Raw genomic sequence first — 17,693 nt, forward strand, 5'->3', positions numbered from 1 at the left:
AACTCTCCTCATCATTTAGGGCGGCTATGCCCAAGGCGTCGCCGCATTATTCACCGCCGTTGCCGGCTTTAAGAAGGCTATAAAGTGATCCGCCGCTGATGGAACGCGTGGGCGGTCGGCTGGTTGCTGATGGTCAGCAGGGTCGCGTCCGGCAGTTGCTGGCTGATGAGGCGGTACATATCGGTTTCGCCATCAGGCGGCAAGGAATCAAAAGCTTCTTGTAACAAAATCCATTTGGGTTTTTTCAGCAATAGCCGCACCACGCCTAGGCGTTGCTGCTGTTCGCGTGCCAAAGCGTTATACCAAATGTCGGTTTTTTCGAGTTGTTCGGTCAGGTTTTTAAGGCCGACCCACTCCATGAGCTGTTCCAATTCACCCGTTTTCAGGGTGTCCGCTTCATCGGGGTAGCAAATGGCATCACGCAAGCGGCCCGTGGGCAAATACGGGCGGGGCGGCATAAAAAACATCGGTTCGTCATCGGGCAGTTCGATACGGCCTTCACCCCACGGCCATAAACCGGCGACCGCTTTAAACAGTTTCGCGCCGGTCGCGGTATCGCCGGTAATCAGCAGGTGTTCGCCAGGGCGAATGAATTCATCAAAGACCGACATGCAAACCATGCGGTCGAGTTTGCCTATGCACAGCTTGTGGAAGCGCAGGATGGGTTGCTCGGATTTTTCCAGGACAATGCGGTAAGGGTCGGGGCGGGCGAGCTCTTGCTCCAAGTCTTCTAAGGCTTGCATCAGGCTGAGCACCCGCTCGACCGAAGCCCGCCATTGTGCGACCGCCGACATATTGTCAACAGGCCAGGACAGGGCTGAGGTGGTTTGTTGGAAGGCTTGCACCGCTTGCATCAGGCTACCCAAGCTAATGTTGCCCAAGATGTAACGTGGCGCGGAGACCAGTACCGGGAAGGCCATGGACAGTACCGAGTAGCCGGACGAGAACAGGATGATGTTCGCCATGGCTTGGGTTTGCCGATGATAGGCACGGATAATGTCGTCGAACAAATTCCGTAGCCGTTTGCGCTCTTGGGCTTCGCCTTTAATCAAGGCAATCGCTTGGGAGTTTTCGCGGACGGTGACCAAATCGAAACGGAAGTCGGCTTCGACCGTCTGCCGCGCATCGGTTGCTTTCGTTAACGGGCGGCCAATCCGCCAACCCAAGAAAGACGCACTGACGGCATAAATGATCGCCACCCATACCAGATAGCCGTGGATGGTGAAGGTGAACAGGCCAAAATCCAAGGTAACAGTGCCGGAAATGCCCCAAAGTATGACCGAAAAACTGGCCAAGGACAGCAGGCTGTAGAACAGCGTATGGCATAGGGTAATGGCATCTTCGGTGGCGATGCGGATATCCTCGGCAATGCGCCCGTCCGGGTTGTCGTGTCGGGCGGTTTTGATGTGGGTAACCTGATAATGCCGCCCTTGGTGCATCCAGCGTTCGGTGACTTGTCCGGTCAGCCATTCCCGCCAGCCGATTTGCAACTGCCGTTTGATTTTCAGGTGCTTGACGGTAACGGTCATATTGGCGATAAAAATCAGCACCAATAAAGCCATTTCTTGCAGTAGGCCCGACATGGAATGCTGCTCTAGGGCATTAAACAGAGCCGCGCTCCATTCGGTAATCAGGACAGCGATGACCATTTGCAAAATGGTCAGGCCAATCAGAAACAGGGTTTGCCGACGGACTTCGGTGCGGTTTTCCCCAGACCAGAACGGCCCTGCCAGGTGTAAAAATTGCGTGAAAAATCCATTTTTAAACTGCATAAGCCTTACTCCAAGTAAAGGTAGCATCTGCACAGGCTTGCTTGTCGGTTATTATTGATCCTGTGCGGTGCTGAATGAAGGTAAAAACGTAGCGTGTGCTGGTTGGCGTTTATTTATTGTTGTCAAGGCCGCATCTGCACTGCGTTTAGCTATTTTTATCAAGGTGTCGTCTTTTAAATTAGTAGGCTATGGGTTTGCATTTTTTTTGCAGGATGGCGGCAAACCCATGCCGTTAGCACGTTAAGCCATTAACACAAAATCTTCTTTGCCGACCCGGCAGTCTGGGCAACGCCAGTCTTCTGGCACATCTTCCCAGCGTGTGCCGGGGGCAATATCAGAATCTGGATCGCCTTCGGCTTCGTCATAAATATGGCCGCAGACTTCACATTCGTATTTTTTATAATCAGACATGTTGTTTCCTCATTATGGTTTAAAGAACAGGCCACCGCAACGGTGGTGGGCTTATTTGAATGTAACATTTCCTGTGTGATTTTCAATGTTAATCTGTGCCGCACTTTTTGAAAGGCAAGTAAGTGCTTGCCTCGGCTTTATAAACCTGTACTGCCGCCTGCTCGCGCCGGACAAAATCGTCGACGGCTTCGGCAAAGGCTGCGTCTTGTAGCCAATGGGCGGAGGTGGTGGTGACGGGGGTAAAGCCACGGGCGATTTTGTGTTCGCCTTGCGCCCCGGAATCGAAGCGGGCGAGTTGGTGTGCTATGCAGTAGTCTATGCCTTGGTAGTAACAGGCTTCAAAATGCAGGGAATTGTATTCTTCGTAACAGCCCCAATAGCGGCCATACAGGGTGTCGGCACCGATAAAGCTTAAGGCCGTGCCGACGGGGTTACCGTCTTTAAGCGCGATTACCATTAGGAGCTGTTCGGGCATGGTCTGGGCGATTTGTTGGAAGAACGCCAAGTTCAGGTAGGGTTGCGAGGCTTTTTTCAGGTAGGTGAGGGCGTAGAATTGAAAAAACACCCGCCATTGCGCGTCGCTAATGTCGGCCCCAGCTAGTTGTTGCAGCACCACGCCTTGTTCGCCGACCCGGCGGCGTTCGCGTTTGAGCATTTTGCGTTTACTGGCATTAAGGGTTTGTAAAAATGCCTCAAAGTCAGCGTAACCAGGGTTAAACCATTGGAATTGTACGCCGGTACGGATACTGACGGGCAGGCGTTGCAGTTGCGCCAGTTGTCCCGCTTCGGGAAACAGGCAGTGCCACGAAGAAATACCCTGTTGTTGGGCTTGTTGTTGGCACGCGGCCAAGAGCAGTTGCAGGGCGCGGTCTGGGTCAATATCCGGCCTGACCGCAAAGCGCGGCCCTGGGCAGGGCGTGAAGGGGATCGCGGCCAGTAATTTCGGATAATAGTTCAGGCCGTGTTGGCGGTAGGCATTCGCCCATTGTTGGTCGAAAACAAATTCACCCCGCGAATGGTTTTTCAGGTACAAGGGCATAATGGCGCACAGCCCGTCCGCGTCGCTGAGCAATAAGTGTTGGGGCTGCCAGCCGGTGCTGTCGGACACGGCTCCCGATTGTTCTAGGGCGAGCAGAAACTCATGGCGCAGGAACGGATAGGCCGTGCCCGCCAGGCAGTTCCAGGCGGCGGCTTCGACGTGGGCTAGGCTATCTAGCTGCTGTATCCGCATGGCTTGGCCAACAAGAACTTACAGGCTATGCAGTTCGGCATAGAGGGCGCGGAATTCGTCGCTGAGTTTATGGGCAGGCGCGTAATGGATGAGCGGTTGCGAGGCGGAATGCGATTCCCTGACTTTCACCGATGGTGAGATCATCGCCGCCAAGACGGGTAGGCCTTCGGCGATCAGCTCTTCGACCAATTGCCGTGGCAAGTTCGCTTGTTTTTGGTATTGGTTGACGACTATGCCCTCTACTGACAAGTTTTGGTTATGGTCGGCCTTGACTTCGGCGACCGATTGCATCAGCGTGTACAACGCTTCTCTGGCAAAGCTATCGCAATCAAACGGAATCAGGCATTTTTCGGCGGCAATCAATGCCGATTGGCTGTAGAAATTTAAAATCGGCGGGGTGTCGATAAAGATATTGTCGAAGCCTTGGAGTTTTTCCAGAGCTTCTTTGAGTTTAAAGATTTTAAACCGGGCTTCTAAGCGGCTTTGTAGGGGGTCAAGCTCAGGGTGCGAGGGGATAACGAACAGGTTAGGGAAGGGGGTCTCATGGATGATGGTTTCCAAACCCGAATCGTTATTGCCGCCGCCGAATAGGGATAAGCTTAGGCAGTTTTTAAAGAAAAGGGCGATGGTTTTGTCGCTCTCGCTGACTTTCGCCCCTAACAGGTATTGCGTAGAGTTGCCTTGTACGTCTAAATCAATCACTAAAGTCCGTTTGCCTTCAACGGCGCTGATTGCCGCCAGATTACAGGTGATGGTGGATTTGCCGACCCCGCCTTTTTGATTGAAAATCACTCTACGCATGGTTGTTCCTGTTTTAAATTAATAATTTGTGCTTTAAAGCCCCCGCTGGGGGGCTTGCTAAGGGTTTAGGTCAGATTCTGACAAAGGTATTGCTATGGCAAGCCGGGCATTCGGGGATTTCGCTGGCGGCCTTAAAGGCGATTTCTTTGCCGCACGCGTCGCAGATAAAGGTGCCTGGGCTGGTGATGTCACCGCTATGGTAAACGTGTTTGGTCGCTAACTGCTCCAGCTTGGCTAGTTCGATGCGGGTTTTGTCGGCCAAACCTAGAAACGCATCCAAGGTGAAGTTTTCCAACAGTTGCACGTCAAATTTAAACCACTCGCTTAAGGATTCGTTATCCGCATCGCCCGCTAAGCCTTGTGCGGCATGTTCCACGTCGCGCTTGAGGAAATGCCCGACCTTGTCCAGCTCTTCATTAGTCAAGTCGCTGACTTTGCTTATCTTTTCTTTGGCAATATCCAAGCTGTCGGCAAACGAATGCAAGGTATCGTCCATGACTTCGTAAAGATGTCCCATTAAATCGAGATATGCATTGATAAGATTATTTTTATTCATAGTCCAACTCCTGAAAATGACGCTTTAGATTTAAGCAACTGTACGGTATTCTAACGCTTTTGATCGGTAAAAGACGAGAAGGATGCAAGAAAATTATCAACCGCTCATCATTGAGCAAGACGCACAAAATGTCTGGGCCGCCTCAGGCGTATTTAAAGCTTCGGAATCTTCGCCTGCGGATAAGTATTACTGCCTATCCATGTTCCCGTATCCTAGCGGCAAACTGCACATGGGCCATGTCCGTAATTACACGATAGGCGATGTGATTAGCCGCTATCAACGGATGCTCGGCAAAAACGTCTTGCAGCCTATGGGCTGGGATGCCTTTGGTTTGCCTGCCGAAAATGCCGCCATGCAAAACGGCGTACATCCTGCCGATTGGACGTACAGCAATATCGACTATATGCGCGACCAGCTCAAACGCTTAGGCTTCGGTTATGATTGGGATAGGGAAGTCGCCACTTGTGACCCTGAATACTATAAATGGGAACAATGGCTGTTCTTAAAATTGCTGGCGAAAGGGCTGGTCTATAAAAAGACCGCTCCGGTTAACTGGTGTCCTAACGATTTGACGGTCTTGGCGAACGAGCAGGTGATAGACGGCTGTTGCTGGCGTTGCGACACTCAGGTCGAGCGTAAAGAAATTGCCCAATGGTTTTTAAAGATCACCGATTATGCGCAAGAGCTGTTATCGGCGTTAGAGACGCTGGATGGCTGGCCTGAGCAGGTCAAGACCATGCAGGCGAATTGGATAGGCCGTTCGGAAGGCGTGGAAATGGATTTTGCCTTGCCGGACAGTGATCAGGCGGTGCGGATTTACACCACCCGCCCCGATACCTTAATGGGGGTGACGTATCTCGCCATTGCTGCCGAACACCCGCTGGCGTTGGCGGCGGCTGCCGATAATGCGGACATCCAGGCGTTTATCGACGAATGCAAGCTGATGGAAACGTCAGAAGCGGCCATGGAGACCATGGAAAAACGCGGTATTGCTTCCGGCCTCTACGCCCTGCATCCCATCACTGGCGAACAAGTGCCGGTATGGATTGCCAATTTCGTCCTGATGGGCTACGGCACAGGTGCGGTTATGGCTGTACCCGCGCACGACCAACGCGATTATGAATTTGCGCAAAAATACGGCATTGCCATCAAACAAGTGATTTTCGCCAAACCGGGTGACGACGAGGCCGATTGTGCACAGCAGGCCTATACCGCCAAAGGTGTGTTAAAAAATTCCGGCCCGTTTGACGGTTTAAGCTCTGAACAGGCCTTTGTCGGTATTGCCGAAACCCTTGAGCAAGCGGGTAAGGGCTTGCGTAAGGTCAATTTCCGTCTGCGTGATTGGGGCGTGTCGCGGCAACGTTATTGGGGGGCGCCGATTCCGGTCATCTATTGTGACGGCTGTGGCACTGTGCCTGTGCCTGAGCAAGACTTGCCTGTCACTTTACCGCGCGATGTGGTGTTGGACGGTTCGCAATCGCCGCTGGTGGCGCATCCGACCTTTTCCAAGACCACTTGCCCGACCTGCGGCCAGCCCGCACGGCGCGAAACCGATACCTTTGACACGTTTATGGAGTCGTCTTGGTATTTTGCCCGTTTTGCCAGCCAGCCGGATACGGCCATGCTGGATGCTAAGGTTAACCATTGGTTGCCGGTCGATTATTATATTGGCGGTATCGAACATGCGATCTTACATCTGCTGTATGCGCGGTTTTATACCAAGTTGCTGCGTGACGAAGGCTTGGTGGCCTGTGATGAGCCATTTAAAAAATTGCTGACCCAAGGCATGGTGGTGGCGGAAACTTTTTATCAAATCAACAGCCACGGCCATAAACAGTATTATAATTTGACTCAGGTTGAGGTCGAATGCGATAAGAAGGGCAAGATCATCAGCGCCAAATTGGCGGCGGACGGTTCGGAAGTCACGGTGGGCAATATTGAAAAAATGTCCAAATCGAAAAATAACGGTGTTGACCCGCAAGTGCTGATTGACCAATACGGGGCCGATACCGTGCGCCTGTTCATCATGTTTGCCGCGCCGCCGGAACAGTCGTTAGCGTGGTCCGATAGTGGTGTCGAAGGCGCATCACGGTTTTTGAAACGGCTGTGGCGGCAGGTTTACCTGCATGTGAGCGCTGGCTTAAGCCAGGTAGCGGTCGATAAAGCCGCCTTAACCGCCGAGCAACGCGCCGTTCGGCGGCAATTGCACCAAACTATCCAAAAAGTCAGCCATGATGTCGGTGTGCGTACCATCTTCAACACCGCCATTGCCGCGAATATGGAACTGATTAACACGCTGGCGAAATTTACCGACGATTCGGCCAATGGCAAAGCGATTAGCCAAGAAGTCTTGGAAGCGATCGTCTTGATGCTGTCGCCTATCGTGCCGCATATTTGCCACCACTTATGGCAGGCTTTGGGCCATGACGGGGCGGTGGTGACACAAGCGTGGCCGCAAGCGGACGAATCGGCGTTGGTGCAGGATGAGTTGGAGATTATGGTGCAAGTTAATGGTAAGCTGCGTGGTAAAGTCACCGTGTCGGCCAATGCCGCTAACGACGAAGTGCAGGCCAAAGCCCTTGCCGATGAGCATATAGTGCGTTTTATTGACAATGCCCCGATTAAAAAGGTGATTGTCGTGCCTAAAAAACTGGTGAATATCGTTATTTAAAGGATAAAGTGATGGCACCTAAAGCCTTTATTGTGGTCGTAGCCTTACTGTTGGCCGCCTGTGGCTATCATTTGCGCGGTGCGGTCGATTTGCCGGACAGCCTGAAAAAAGTCTATCTGAACGGTGCGTCCATGCAGTTGCGTGAGCAATTCAGAAAAGTCTTGCGTGGGGTTTCCGGTGAACTGACCACAAGCCCAGAAGCTGCCGGTGTCGTCATTAATGTGGCTAATGAAATTAGCGACCAACGGGTGTTGTCGCTCAGTGCCAGAGGCCGCTCTAACGAGTTGGAACTGTACTACCGTCTGCAATATACCCTGGTTAAAGCCGACGGGGTGGTCGTGCTGGAAGGCTTGCCTGTGGAGATTAAGCGCGAATATTTTAATAATCAGCAAGATATTGTCGCCAAGGATAACGAGCAGCAGGTTATCCGTAACGAAATGCTCCAGCAAGCGGTACGGATAATGCTAGACCGTATCCGGCTCAGTTTGGCTACCGACAAAAAATAAGATGCAGTTACGGCTTGAACAACTGAACCCCGCCTTACAAAAACGTTTGGCGGCAGTGTATTTTATCAGTGGTGACGAACCTCTCCAGATAGGCGAAGCGGCCGATGCCATCAGGGCGGCGGCGCGGCAGGCCGGATTTACCTCACGCGAAGTCTTTTCTGTTGATGCAGGTTTTGCTTGGGGGCAGCTCAGCTTGGCGGCGGATTCCATGTCCATTTTTGCCGATAAACAAATTATCGAGTTACGGTTGTCCGCCAGTACCCCTGGCATGGAAGGTGCGAAGGCGTTAATGGCCTATTGTGAGCGTTTGCCTGACACCTCGTTATTACTGATAACCGCCGGTAAACTCAATAAGGAATCGGTGAAAACAAAATGGTTTCAGGCGTTAGATAAAGCGGGTGTGGTCATGCAAATATGGCCTTTAGAAGGCCAGGATTTATTGCGCTGGCTGCAACAGCGCTTGGCACAGCGCGGCTTACAGGTTGAGGCGGCGGGCCTGCGCTTATTGGCTTCGCGCATTGAAGGCAATTTACTGGCGGCGGCGCAAGAAATTGAAAAATTGTATGTGCTGTATGGCAATGGTGCGCTGACCGTCCAACAAGTTGAAGCCGCTGTCGCGGACAGTTCCCGTTATGATGTCTTTAAGTTGATGGACAGCATTTTGGCGGGTAAGGCCAACCGGATTTTAAAAGTGTTGGCAGGCCTGCACGCCGAAGGGGTCGCCCCGCAAGTGGTGTTATGGGCTATCCTGCGCGAAGCCAGGACACTGATGAAAATAAAATGGGCGTTGGCGCAGGGGCAGAGCTTGGAGACGGCGTTTAAAAACAATCAAATCTGGGATAAACGCAAGGTCTTAGTGGGCGAAGCCTTGCACAGGGTGGCTGAAAATGAGTTAAGCCAAGTGCTGGTGTTAAGCGCCAGGGCAGATCGGCAAAGCAAGGGCCAGCAAGCGGGCGATGTCTGGGAAACGTTGCGGGCGTTAGCGCTGATGTTAGCGTCAATCCCCGTTATCCAGCAACAATAGGATGGGTTTATGGGGGGTTATGGCAAGTGAAAAAGAACCTGTTCTTTCGTTGTAACGGAAAAGGCGCGTGAAGCAAAAAAAACACTCATTAGTTAAGCGGGTTCTGACAATTTACATTGTCGTTGTGTTGGTCGTTGTGATAGCGGTTATCGCCCGGTTGGTGCAGCAGGAAGTGAAAACGTCAAAATATCAGGCGCAGTATCTTTCCCAGATCAGCAAACAACTCAGTTTTAAACTCGTCAACGGATCGAGTAATTCCGTGCGCTATCCGAAATCTGGCCCTTATGACCAACGGCTAGGTTACACCTTGTTACCTGAAACCATTGATGGCTTAAAAAAAGCCGGTTATGACATCACCGCCCAGGCAGATTTTTCGCCCATGATGGCGGAACTGGTCGACTATGGCTTGTTCACCATTTATCATGAAAAAACCCAAGCAGGCCTGCGCATTCTTGACCGCCGTAACCAATTGGTGTTCAAAGCGATGTATCCGGCTTATGGGTATCCGAATTTCGACGCGGTGCCGCCTGTCATCCTCAATACCTTATTGTTTATTGAAAACCGTGAGTTGCTCAATGAGCAGAACGTTCAAGTCAATCCGGCCATTGAGTGGGATCGGTTGGGTTTTGCCAGTTTGCAACTGATGGCACATAAGCTAGGGGCGAGCAGTACCGTGCCGGGCGGCAGTACCTTGGCGACACAAATCGAAAAATACCGCCATTCCCCAAACGGCTATACCAATTCTATTGTCGATAAATTCCGGCAAATGGGCACGGCTTCGGTGCGGGCTTATCTCAAAGGCCCTGATACCCGCGCCATGCGCCAAGAAATCGCCTTATCTTACCTAAACTCCATGCCGCTGGCGGCAACACCAAAATCCGGCGAAATCCATGGCTTAGGTGATGGTTTGGCGGCTTGGTTTGGGGCGGATTTTAACGAAATTAATAAATTGCTGTCGCCTAGGGCTTTAGCGGCAAAACGTGTCAGCCCACAACAGGCGCAAGCCTATCGGCAAGTGTTGGGGATTTTGTTGTCGCAACGGCGGCCTACTTATTTATTGGGGCCAGGTTTTGATGCCCTGCAAAACCTAACCAACAGCTATTTGCGGATTTTGGCGGAACAAGGCCTAATTTCCAATGCCCTGCGCGATGCGGCATTGCGTGAGACGACGCTGCGTCCGAGTAAAGCCGCTATCATTCCCAGTAAATTTGCCGCCGAGAAAAAAACCCAAGCGGTGTTGCGTAGCCGCTTGGGGAAAATGTTGAGCGTCAAATCTAATTATGATTTGGACAGGTTGGATTTGACCGTGCAAACCACGCTGGATTTTAATACCCAACAGGCGGTCAATCAGGAGTTGCGGCGCTTGGGCGAGCCGGAATATGCCCAAGCGGCCGGGTTGTTAGGCAAGCGGATGCTGAACGAAAATACCAAGCTGGCCCCGATCGTCTATAGCTTGATGCTGTTTGAACGCGGGCAAAGCGGCAATCTGTTGCGCGTCCAAACCGACAACTACGACCAAGCTTTGGACATTAACGAAGGTATCCGCATAGATTTAGGCTCCACCGCCAAATTGCGCACCATGGTGCATTATCTGGAATTGCTGGCCGACATTTACGAAAATTATAAAAACCGGCCCGCTGCCGCCTTACGCCAAATTCCTTTACATCCGCGTGACTACCTCTCCCAATGGGTTATCGAGCAACTGACCGCTAACCCGCAAATTGACCTACAGACTTTGTTGGACAAAGCCTTAGACAGGCGTTACTCATCTAGCCCTGGGGAGAGCTTTTTTACTGGCGGCGGGTTGCATACCTTCAGCAATTTCAGCAACACCGACAACGGTAAAATCATGTCCATCCGCGACGCGTTGCGGGATTCGGTCAATTTAGTGTTTATCCGGCTGATGCGTGACGAAGTGTACCATCACCTCTATAAGCCGGACGGTTTGGCGCGTTGGCTGGAAAGCCCTGACGACACGCGCCGCAAAGAATACCTGCACCGCTTTGCCGATAATGAGGGCAGCGTCTACTTGCAGCGTTTTTATAATAAATATCAGGACAAAACCCCGGAAGAGGCTTTCGGAATTTTGGCCAATAGGGTGCTTGCCAAGCCGTCGCGGCTGGCCATGCTGTTCCGGGCGGTTTACCCTGATGCCGATGAGCAGGCGTTAAAAAAGTTCTTGCTCCAGCGGCTTGAAGGCAGCCAGTTGTCCGATGACGATATTTATAGCCTGTATGACAAATACACGGTTAAGCACTTCGATTTGCAGGATCAAGGCTACATCACCAAAATCCATCCGCTGGAATTGTGGTTGGTCGGTTATTTGGTGCAAAACGCTAAAATTGACCGTGATGACATGATGGCGGCCAGTGCCCAACAACGCCAGGATGTCTACCGTTGGTTATTTAAAAATGGCCGCAAAAACGCCCAGCAACGGCGTATTATGACCTTATTGGAAATTGAGGCGTTTCGGGAGATCCACAAGGCGTGGCAAAAAGTCGGTTATCCTTTTGAAGAACTGACCCCCTCTTATGCGACTTCCATCGGTGCGTCCGGCGACCGTCCCGTCGCGTTGGCGGAACTGATGGGCATTCTGCGCAATGACGGCAGAAAATTGCCGATAGTGCGTTTTGACAGCCTGCACTTTGCCCAAGGCACACCGTATGAAACGGTTTTGCATAAAACCCTTGGCCAAGGCCAGCAGGTGTTTGCCCCAGAAATCGCCATTGCCGCACGAAAAGCCCTCATCGGTGTAGTGGATGGCGGTACGGCTTCGCGCTTGAGGGGTGTTTATACTAATCTCGCCGGACAACCTTTAGCGGTGGGCGGTAAAACGGGTACGGGCGACCACCGTAAAGAAGTATGGGGGGCAGGCGGGCGCTTAATCGAATCGAAATTTGTCAGCCGCGCGGCGGTGTTTACGTTCTTTATTGGCGAGCGTTTCTTCGGGGTCATTACCGCTTATGTGGCCGGAGAAAATGCGGGTAGCTATCATTTTACCAGTTCCTTGCCCGTGCAGATCATGCGCCACCTTAAGCCGACTTTATCGCCACTGATTAATACCTCCCCTGGAGGCGAAGGCCTGAAAACCGAAGAGGGGATGAGCGTACCTGTAGTGTCTGAGGATATGGATGCCAAAACTATCACCGAAGCGGCCAAACCCGCCGCCGTGAAAACCGTGCAGCCCTTGGAAGCCGCCAAGCCGATACATAAACCGACTAAGCCTAAGCCTGTAAAAGTATCGCCACCTAAGGCATCCTTAACGCCTTCCGCCACTCCGGCGGCAGTTAAGGCGGGCCCTAAGCCAGTGACAGCTAAGCCTAAAACCGTTAAACCCTCTGTACCTGAAGTTGATGCTAACGGTGAAAATAAGCCGCCTGTGGCCAAGCCAAAAGTGGTGAAGCCGATAATCCCGGCCACACCAGCGGCGACTAAACCCGTGGTGAAACCGTTACCCAAACCACCCAAGCCCAGCCCGACGGTTAACATCCCCGTGATTGTGCCTAGCCGTCCGGCAGTGAAGCCAGCAGCTAAACCTGTTAAGCCACCAGCGGCCACACCAGCCCCGGCCAAACCTGTCGTTAAGCCACCTAAGCCGCAGCCAGCGGCAGTGCCGCCAGCTGCACCAGCGCCTTAGGGCGGCAGGGGCGGTTAGCGTTTATGGTCAAGAGACCGCAAACCGAACCGCCGCCGACCTTTCAGGTTGCTAAAACCTGAAAGGTCGGACTGGTTAACGGGTTTTGTAGCCTGTCTTTAACCGCATTTGCTCTCGCCGCAATTCAGGCAGGTCATGCAGCCGTCCATCAGCACCACGGCTTTGGTTTGGCATTTGCCGCATAATAAGGCTTTAGCAGGAAAGCTGGAATCGTCCTGGTTAGCGGTTTCGGCATGGAGGGTGTTAAATTCGCGGCGTTTTTCCGCCAAAAACTGTTTTTGGTGGGCATCCAGTTCGGTGTCTTTTAACATGCCGATATTTTTTAAATGCGACTCAATGGCGCAACCGATTTCCGCGACCAGCGACGGCATAAACACGCCGCCTTTTTTAAAATAGCCGCCGCGCGGGTCGAACACAGCCTTAAGCTCGTCCACCAAGAAACAGGCGTCGCCGCCTTTGCGGAACACCGCCGAGATGACCCGTGTCAAGGCCAATACCCATTGGAAATGCTCCATATTTTTCGAGTTAATGAACACCTCATAAGGGCGGCGCTCTTCATGTTCGCTGCCTAAGTTGAGAATCATATCGTTAATGGTGATATACAGCGCGTGTTCCGACTGCGGGGTTTTGATTTTGTAGGTCGAGCCGTACAAAATTTCTGGCCGCGCCATGTTTTCGTGCATACTTTCCAGCCCGGGTATGGATTCTTGGACCGGATTCTCGTCTTCGTTGCTTGCCGGTGTGTTAGGGGTCAAGACTTTATAACCGGTGATTTTTTTATTAATTTGCTGGATCATAATATTGTCGGGATCAGTTATTAGGGTTTAGCGGGCTATTGATAAGCGGACTTGCTGGTCTTTAGGCCAAGCTAACACTGCATATAGTTAAAAAAACAAAGATTAACACAAAATATAGATTATATAGAGTAAATTTCAAGGCAAAGCCTAAATTATGCCTATTATTTTGCTGTTATGGCGGGCGGTTTTATAGCGTAAACCAAGGTTTAGGTTTTGTCCGCCGCCGGACTGCTTAACAGTTGCGCCGCCAGTTGCGTACCCGCTTCAATAAAAGGGTGTATCACAAAGTCAGCGCCTAAGGCGCGTAACTTTGCCTCTTCATCATCCAGGAGACACACGGTGCCGATATGGCCTTGGAACTGGCGTAATTGCAGTTGGGTAATTGCTAAGGCGCGTAGCTCAAAATCGGGGACAGCAAGGATAATCCCCCTGATTTTGTTTAGGGGTAGGCTCTCCCAGAGCGCGTTATCCTCCGCATCGCCATAAATGACCCGGCGGCCCTCCGCTAATAAGGCTTCCAAAACGGTCGGGTCGGCATCCAAACCCAAAACCCGCTTGTCTTGTTGGCAAAAGGCCTGATATGCCGATAACCCGGTGCGCCCCATGCCGATAATTAGCCATTCGGCAATGCCGACACTGCCCGGTAAGCGGTCGGGGTGGTTGGTTTGGCGCTCAAAGCGCGTTAAAAAAGGCGCGAGCAGGGCAAATAAGCGATGGGAAACGCGGTTTAAGGGCGCGGCGACCGCAAGCGACAACGCGACCGCCAAACCAATGGTCGCTTCCCAAACCGGCGGCAACCAATGGGCATCAACCACTGCCGAGGCGGTGATTAAGGCAAACTCGCTGTACGTCATCAAAGCCAGCGAAGAAATGAAGGCGGTGCGGGCGCGTAATCCGACCAACAAAAATAAGGTGAAGAACAGCAAGCCTTGTAAAGGCAAGGCCGCCAACAGCCATAAAGCCTGTATCAGTTCGTCATAACCGGGCAAGTCGGTCAAACCGATTTGCAGGAAAAACGCCACCAGAAAGGCCTCTTTTAAGCCCCATAATTTAGCGGCCAGCTCATCGGTTTTAGGGTGTCCCGCCAACATGACCCCCATCAGTAACGCGCCAATATCGCTGGAAATGCTGACTTTTTCCGCCAACATGCCGCCCGCCAACGCTAAGGAAACCCCCAGCAACAATTTCAGTTCGGCGGCACGGCTGGCATTCAGGAAGCGGTAGGCAACAGGCCGCAATAAGGGCAGCAGCAATAGCCCCAATGCCCACGGAGTCGGTTGTTTGCCGCTGGTGACAGCCAGCAGGCCAATGGCGACAATATCTTGCAAAATCAAAATGCTTAGCACATCCCGCCCGTACAGGGTGGATAATTCGCCGTTATCTTCCAGCACTTTAATCGCCAACACCGTGCTGGAAAATGCCAAACTAATCCCCAGCACCAGCCCGCCGGACAAATGGCCGCCTAAGGCAAAGAAAATGCCCACCGACACCGCCGTTACGATCAGCAAATGCAAACCACCGACACTCAGCACTTCGCGCCTTAATAATGAGTGTAGCTTCAGTTTCAGGCCAACGGTAAACAGCAGCAGTTGGATACCAATATCTGCCAGATGCGCCAAGGTAGCGTCGGGGTGGATGCCTAGGGCGTGTAAAACATAGCCGGCGATAAGGTAGCCGACCAAGGGCGGGAAATATAAGCGGCTGGTGATTAAGCCTGCCAGATACGCCGTACCTACCAAAATTAACTCTAATTCCATAGTGACTGCTCCTGATTCGGGTAAGTGATACGGTGATTATAGCGTGAAGCCACAGATTTGGCTGGCACTAAAAAGCGCGGTTGAATTCATCGTCACTGCTAGGCTTGGGTGGTTTAAAATAGACGGTTTTAACTTTCCCCTCTGATTATCTGATTAATGCGTATTATCCTCGGCATAGAATATAACGGCAGCGCTTACTACGGTTGGCAGGCGCAAGCCCATGCGTGTAGCGTCCAACAAGTGTTGGAGCAGGCGTTAAGCAACATCGCCCAGCATCCGGTCACGGTGTTATGCGCCGGACGCACCGACTCCGGCGTACACGCCTTAGAGCAGGTGGTGCATTTTGACAGCTCGGCGGAACGGCCTTTGCAGGCTTGGCATTTGGGCGGTAACAGCCATTTGCCGAATGATGTCAGGATTCTTTGGGCGCAACCCGCCCCAGCGGGTTTTCATGCCCGTTACAGCGCCATCGCCCGCTATTACCGCTACATTATCAGTAACCGCGCCACCCAATCGGCTTTGCTGTACCAGCAGACGACATGGTGTCCGCAACCTTTAGATGCGGAAAAAATGCACCAAGCGGCACAAGCCCTACTAGGCGAGCATGATTTCACGTCCTTCCGGGCGCAAGGTTGCCAATCGAAAAGCCCTAGGCGGATGCTGTATTTTATTACGGTTTATCGGCAGGGCGACCAAGTGATTATGGATATTTCCGCCAATGCCTTTTTGCACCACATGGTCAGGAATATTGCCGGGGTGCTGATGGAAATAGGCATGGGCAAGCAACCCGTCACTTGGACGCAGTTTTTACTGGCTGCCAAAGACCGCAAACTGGCCGCCCGCACCGCACCGCCCCAAGGCTTATATTTGGGTGGGGTGTATTACCCGAAACAGTTTGGTTTGGTAAAAAATCCGGTGTTCGCACAGTTACCCGACGATGCCAAACGCTTTGATGACGGTTGGGCTAACAAATCTATTGGGCTTTAGGTATTGAACTTGTTGTCTGTTCGCCGCTTAGAGACACTGTTCCGCAAAGGCAAAATTGGCACGGTGAAAGGGGCTTTGGACATATCGATTATCGAAATTTTGGAGGATGGGCATCAATGGTTGAGAAAACCAGCCTTCGGCTTGGAAACGGTTCGCAGACGGTGAATTGTAGGCGTTTTTCGTGCCAGGCAAAGCCCTCTTTGAGCGGATGGGATGTAGTGCCTGAAACCCCCAAGGCACCGGCAAGGAGCGACTGGAACCAGCCTGTTGAGCCGAAACCTGTGGCAATGATAATTCCTGATGATGATTGGGTTTCTTGGCCGTTCCATGATAGTCGGTAGTGGGCCGAGGTATGGCTTTTCGGGCCGATAAACAGGTCATTGACCGCCAGCATCTGTTGGCTGTTGTTAGTCTTTGCTTCCGACCATCAGGCCATGATTGGTTTGGCGCGGGAGCGTCTGCGGCAAAAGGCGCTTTATTCGATTGTGCCCGCCTACGCGCTATCGGAAACCTTCACACTGCCGGAGCTTCAGCGCTTGCATGAGGTGTTGATCGGTAAACGCTTGCAGAAAAAGTCTTTCCGCCGCCGCATCCGCCGCATCGAGCAAGCGGAATTATTGCTGGATACCGGAGAAAAACGTTCGGAAGGAGGCCGTCCGGCCACTTTATACCGGATGAAACAGGCCTCTGACAGTTATACGTTTGTGCGTAATTTGGAAGATTGAGTGTGTTGGGGCGTATAGGCTTTTTTATGGCTTGTCCAAAATGTTTGCATTTTGGCAGGTATTGAGCGTACACATCAGGCACACCGTTTTTATGGGTTGTCTGATGCTACGCCCGCAAGCAAGGTCAGTTTTTTTCAGGAACGGTGTTTAAGCCTGTCTTTAATTGACGACGGTATGGCCGCGCTGGCGCATACAGTTTTTGAATGCCCGTTTAAAGTTCTCGTTAGCTTGATAACCTTCCCACAAGCCAGCGGGAATGGCCAAAATAGCACCACCTGCCGCGCCTGTGGCCGCACTGCCCGCGACAGCGCCAACGGCTGCGCCACCTGCGGCACCAGTCACCGCGCCGACACCAGCGCCTAAAGCGATTTCTTTTGTGATGTCCGATGCTTGTTCAGCCAGCGCCTTGCATTCTCCCATGTCGCGTCCAACGGTTTCTGCATGTCTATCCATACGGGGATCGACAACAGGTTTCCAGCCGCTCATGGATGCACAGCCAGTGGCTAATGCAGAAAGCACGACTATTGTTGATAAATAAGTTGTTTTCATGATGTTCTCCAAAAATGGCTATAAATTAATATTTATAAGTCTATGCTTATAACGTGTTTTAGATTAATCCGCATTTATCGGTCTGTTATGTCATAAATGCGGGCGATATTCCTGAGCTAACCCGTTCCGGCGGGTATTCCTAACAATAAATCACGGGGCTTTTTCAAGCGCGTGGGCAGGTTAATTCACGATGCAAAGACAGTGTAAGCTGCGAAGATGAATTTAAGCTGAGTAAAAGATTAAGAGAAGAT

Annotated in this window: 16 protein-coding genes; 7 read left to right on the plus strand and 9 right to left on the minus strand. The window is 52.0% G+C overall.

Annotated elements, in window-relative coordinates; translation table 11 throughout:
* Positions 1-77: 77 nt before the first annotated feature.
* Positions 78-1,772 (minus strand): ABC transporter ATP-binding protein/permease, encoded by a 1,695-nt coding sequence (locus AADEFJLK_RS12485; RefSeq protein ID WP_103974513.1) that lies wholly within the window; start codon positions 1,770-1,772, stop codon positions 78-80.
* Positions 1,773-1,839: 67 nt separating this feature from the next.
* Between AADEFJLK_RS12485 and AADEFJLK_RS25120 the strand changes: the two genes are divergently transcribed.
* Positions 1,840-2,016 (plus strand): hypothetical protein, encoded by a 177-nt coding sequence (locus AADEFJLK_RS25120; RefSeq protein ID WP_157679058.1) that lies wholly within the window; start codon positions 1,840-1,842, stop codon positions 2,014-2,016.
* Here AADEFJLK_RS25120 and AADEFJLK_RS12490 read toward each other — a convergent pair.
* The 4 genes from AADEFJLK_RS12490 to AADEFJLK_RS12505 form a co-directional block, all read right to left on the minus strand.
* Positions 2,013-2,183 (minus strand): rubredoxin, encoded by a 171-nt coding sequence (locus tag AADEFJLK_RS12490; RefSeq protein WP_088618873.1) that lies wholly within the window; start codon positions 2,181-2,183, stop codon positions 2,013-2,015. The genes AADEFJLK_RS25120 and AADEFJLK_RS12490 overlap by 4 nt on opposite strands.
* 88 nt (positions 2,184-2,271) lie before the next feature.
* Positions 2,272-3,414 (minus strand): GNAT family N-acetyltransferase, encoded by a 1,143-nt coding sequence (locus AADEFJLK_RS12495; protein WP_088618874.1) that lies wholly within the window; start codon positions 3,412-3,414, stop codon positions 2,272-2,274.
* 18 nt (positions 3,415-3,432) lie between these two features.
* Positions 3,433-4,215: a ParA family protein gene (locus AADEFJLK_RS12500; protein WP_088618875.1), complete on the minus strand. Its 783-nt coding sequence runs from the start codon at positions 4,213-4,215 to the stop codon at positions 3,433-3,435.
* A gap of 70 nt (positions 4,216-4,285) precedes the next feature.
* Positions 4,286-4,771 carry a zinc ribbon-containing protein gene (locus AADEFJLK_RS12505; protein ID WP_103974514.1) on the minus strand — a complete coding sequence of 162 codons (486 nt, stop codon included), beginning with the start codon at positions 4,769-4,771 and terminating at the stop codon, positions 4,286-4,288.
* A gap of 82 nt (positions 4,772-4,853) precedes the next feature.
* Between AADEFJLK_RS12505 and leuS the strand changes: the two genes are divergently transcribed.
* From leuS to AADEFJLK_RS12525, 4 genes are all read left to right on the plus strand, one after another.
* Positions 4,854-7,442, plus strand: a complete 2,589-nt coding sequence (leuS, locus tag AADEFJLK_RS12510) for a leucine--tRNA ligase (RefSeq protein ID WP_103974515.1) — start codon at positions 4,854-4,856, stop codon at positions 7,440-7,442.
* 11 nt (positions 7,443-7,453) lie between these two features.
* On the plus strand, positions 7,454-7,948 hold the full coding sequence (locus tag AADEFJLK_RS12515) for an LPS-assembly lipoprotein LptE (protein WP_103974516.1): 495 nt from the start codon (positions 7,454-7,456) through the stop codon (positions 7,946-7,948).
* 1 nt (position 7,949) lies between these two features.
* Positions 7,950-8,972 (plus strand): DNA polymerase III subunit delta, encoded by a 1,023-nt coding sequence (holA, locus tag AADEFJLK_RS12520; RefSeq protein ID WP_103974517.1) that lies wholly within the window; start codon positions 7,950-7,952, stop codon positions 8,970-8,972.
* Positions 8,973-9,039: 67 nt separating this feature from the next.
* Positions 9,040-12,609 carry a transglycosylase domain-containing protein gene (locus AADEFJLK_RS12525; protein WP_103974518.1) on the plus strand — a complete coding sequence of 1,190 codons (3,570 nt, stop codon included), beginning with the start codon at positions 9,040-9,042 and terminating at the stop codon, positions 12,607-12,609.
* A gap of 116 nt (positions 12,610-12,725) precedes the next feature.
* Here AADEFJLK_RS12525 and AADEFJLK_RS12530 read toward each other — a convergent pair whose 3' ends face one another.
* Positions 12,726-13,424 carry a TSCPD domain-containing protein gene (locus tag AADEFJLK_RS12530; RefSeq protein WP_088618881.1) on the minus strand — a complete coding sequence of 233 codons (699 nt, stop codon included), beginning with the start codon at positions 13,422-13,424 and terminating at the stop codon, positions 12,726-12,728.
* A 206-nt stretch (positions 13,425-13,630) separates the two neighbouring features.
* Positions 13,631-15,181, minus strand: a complete 1,551-nt coding sequence (locus tag AADEFJLK_RS12535; protein ID WP_103974519.1) for a cation:proton antiporter family protein — start codon at positions 15,179-15,181, stop codon at positions 13,631-13,633.
* 156 nt (positions 15,182-15,337) lie between these two features.
* Between AADEFJLK_RS12535 and truA the strand changes: the two genes are divergently transcribed.
* Positions 15,338-16,168 (plus strand): tRNA pseudouridine(38-40) synthase TruA, encoded by an 831-nt coding sequence (truA, locus tag AADEFJLK_RS12540; RefSeq protein ID WP_103974520.1) that lies wholly within the window; start codon positions 15,338-15,340, stop codon positions 16,166-16,168.
* Positions 16,169-16,256: 88 nt separating this feature from the next.
* Here the strand turns inward: truA and AADEFJLK_RS12545 are convergent, their stop codons facing one another.
* Complete coding sequence (locus AADEFJLK_RS12545; protein ID WP_249028038.1) at positions 16,257-16,562, minus strand: hypothetical protein; 306 nt, start codon at positions 16,560-16,562, stop codon at positions 16,257-16,259.
* Between AADEFJLK_RS12545 and AADEFJLK_RS12550 the strand changes: the two genes are divergently transcribed.
* Positions 16,549-16,893: an NrtR DNA-binding winged helix domain-containing protein gene (locus tag AADEFJLK_RS12550; RefSeq protein WP_249028039.1), complete on the plus strand. Its 345-nt coding sequence runs from the start codon at positions 16,549-16,551 to the stop codon at positions 16,891-16,893. The genes AADEFJLK_RS12545 and AADEFJLK_RS12550 overlap by 14 nt on opposite strands.
* Before the next feature lie 159 nt (positions 16,894-17,052).
* Here the strand turns inward: AADEFJLK_RS12550 and AADEFJLK_RS23935 are convergent, their stop codons facing one another.
* On the minus strand, positions 17,053-17,442 hold the full coding sequence (locus AADEFJLK_RS23935; protein WP_088620062.1) for a glycine zipper family protein: 390 nt from the start codon (positions 17,440-17,442) through the stop codon (positions 17,053-17,055).
* Positions 17,443-17,693: the final 251 nt, after the last annotated feature.

The sequence above is a fragment of the Methylovulum psychrotolerans genome (assembly GCF_002923755.1).
In the GTDB taxonomy this organism is placed as follows: Bacteria; Pseudomonadota; Gammaproteobacteria; order Methylococcales; family Methylomonadaceae; genus Methylovulum; species Methylovulum psychrotolerans.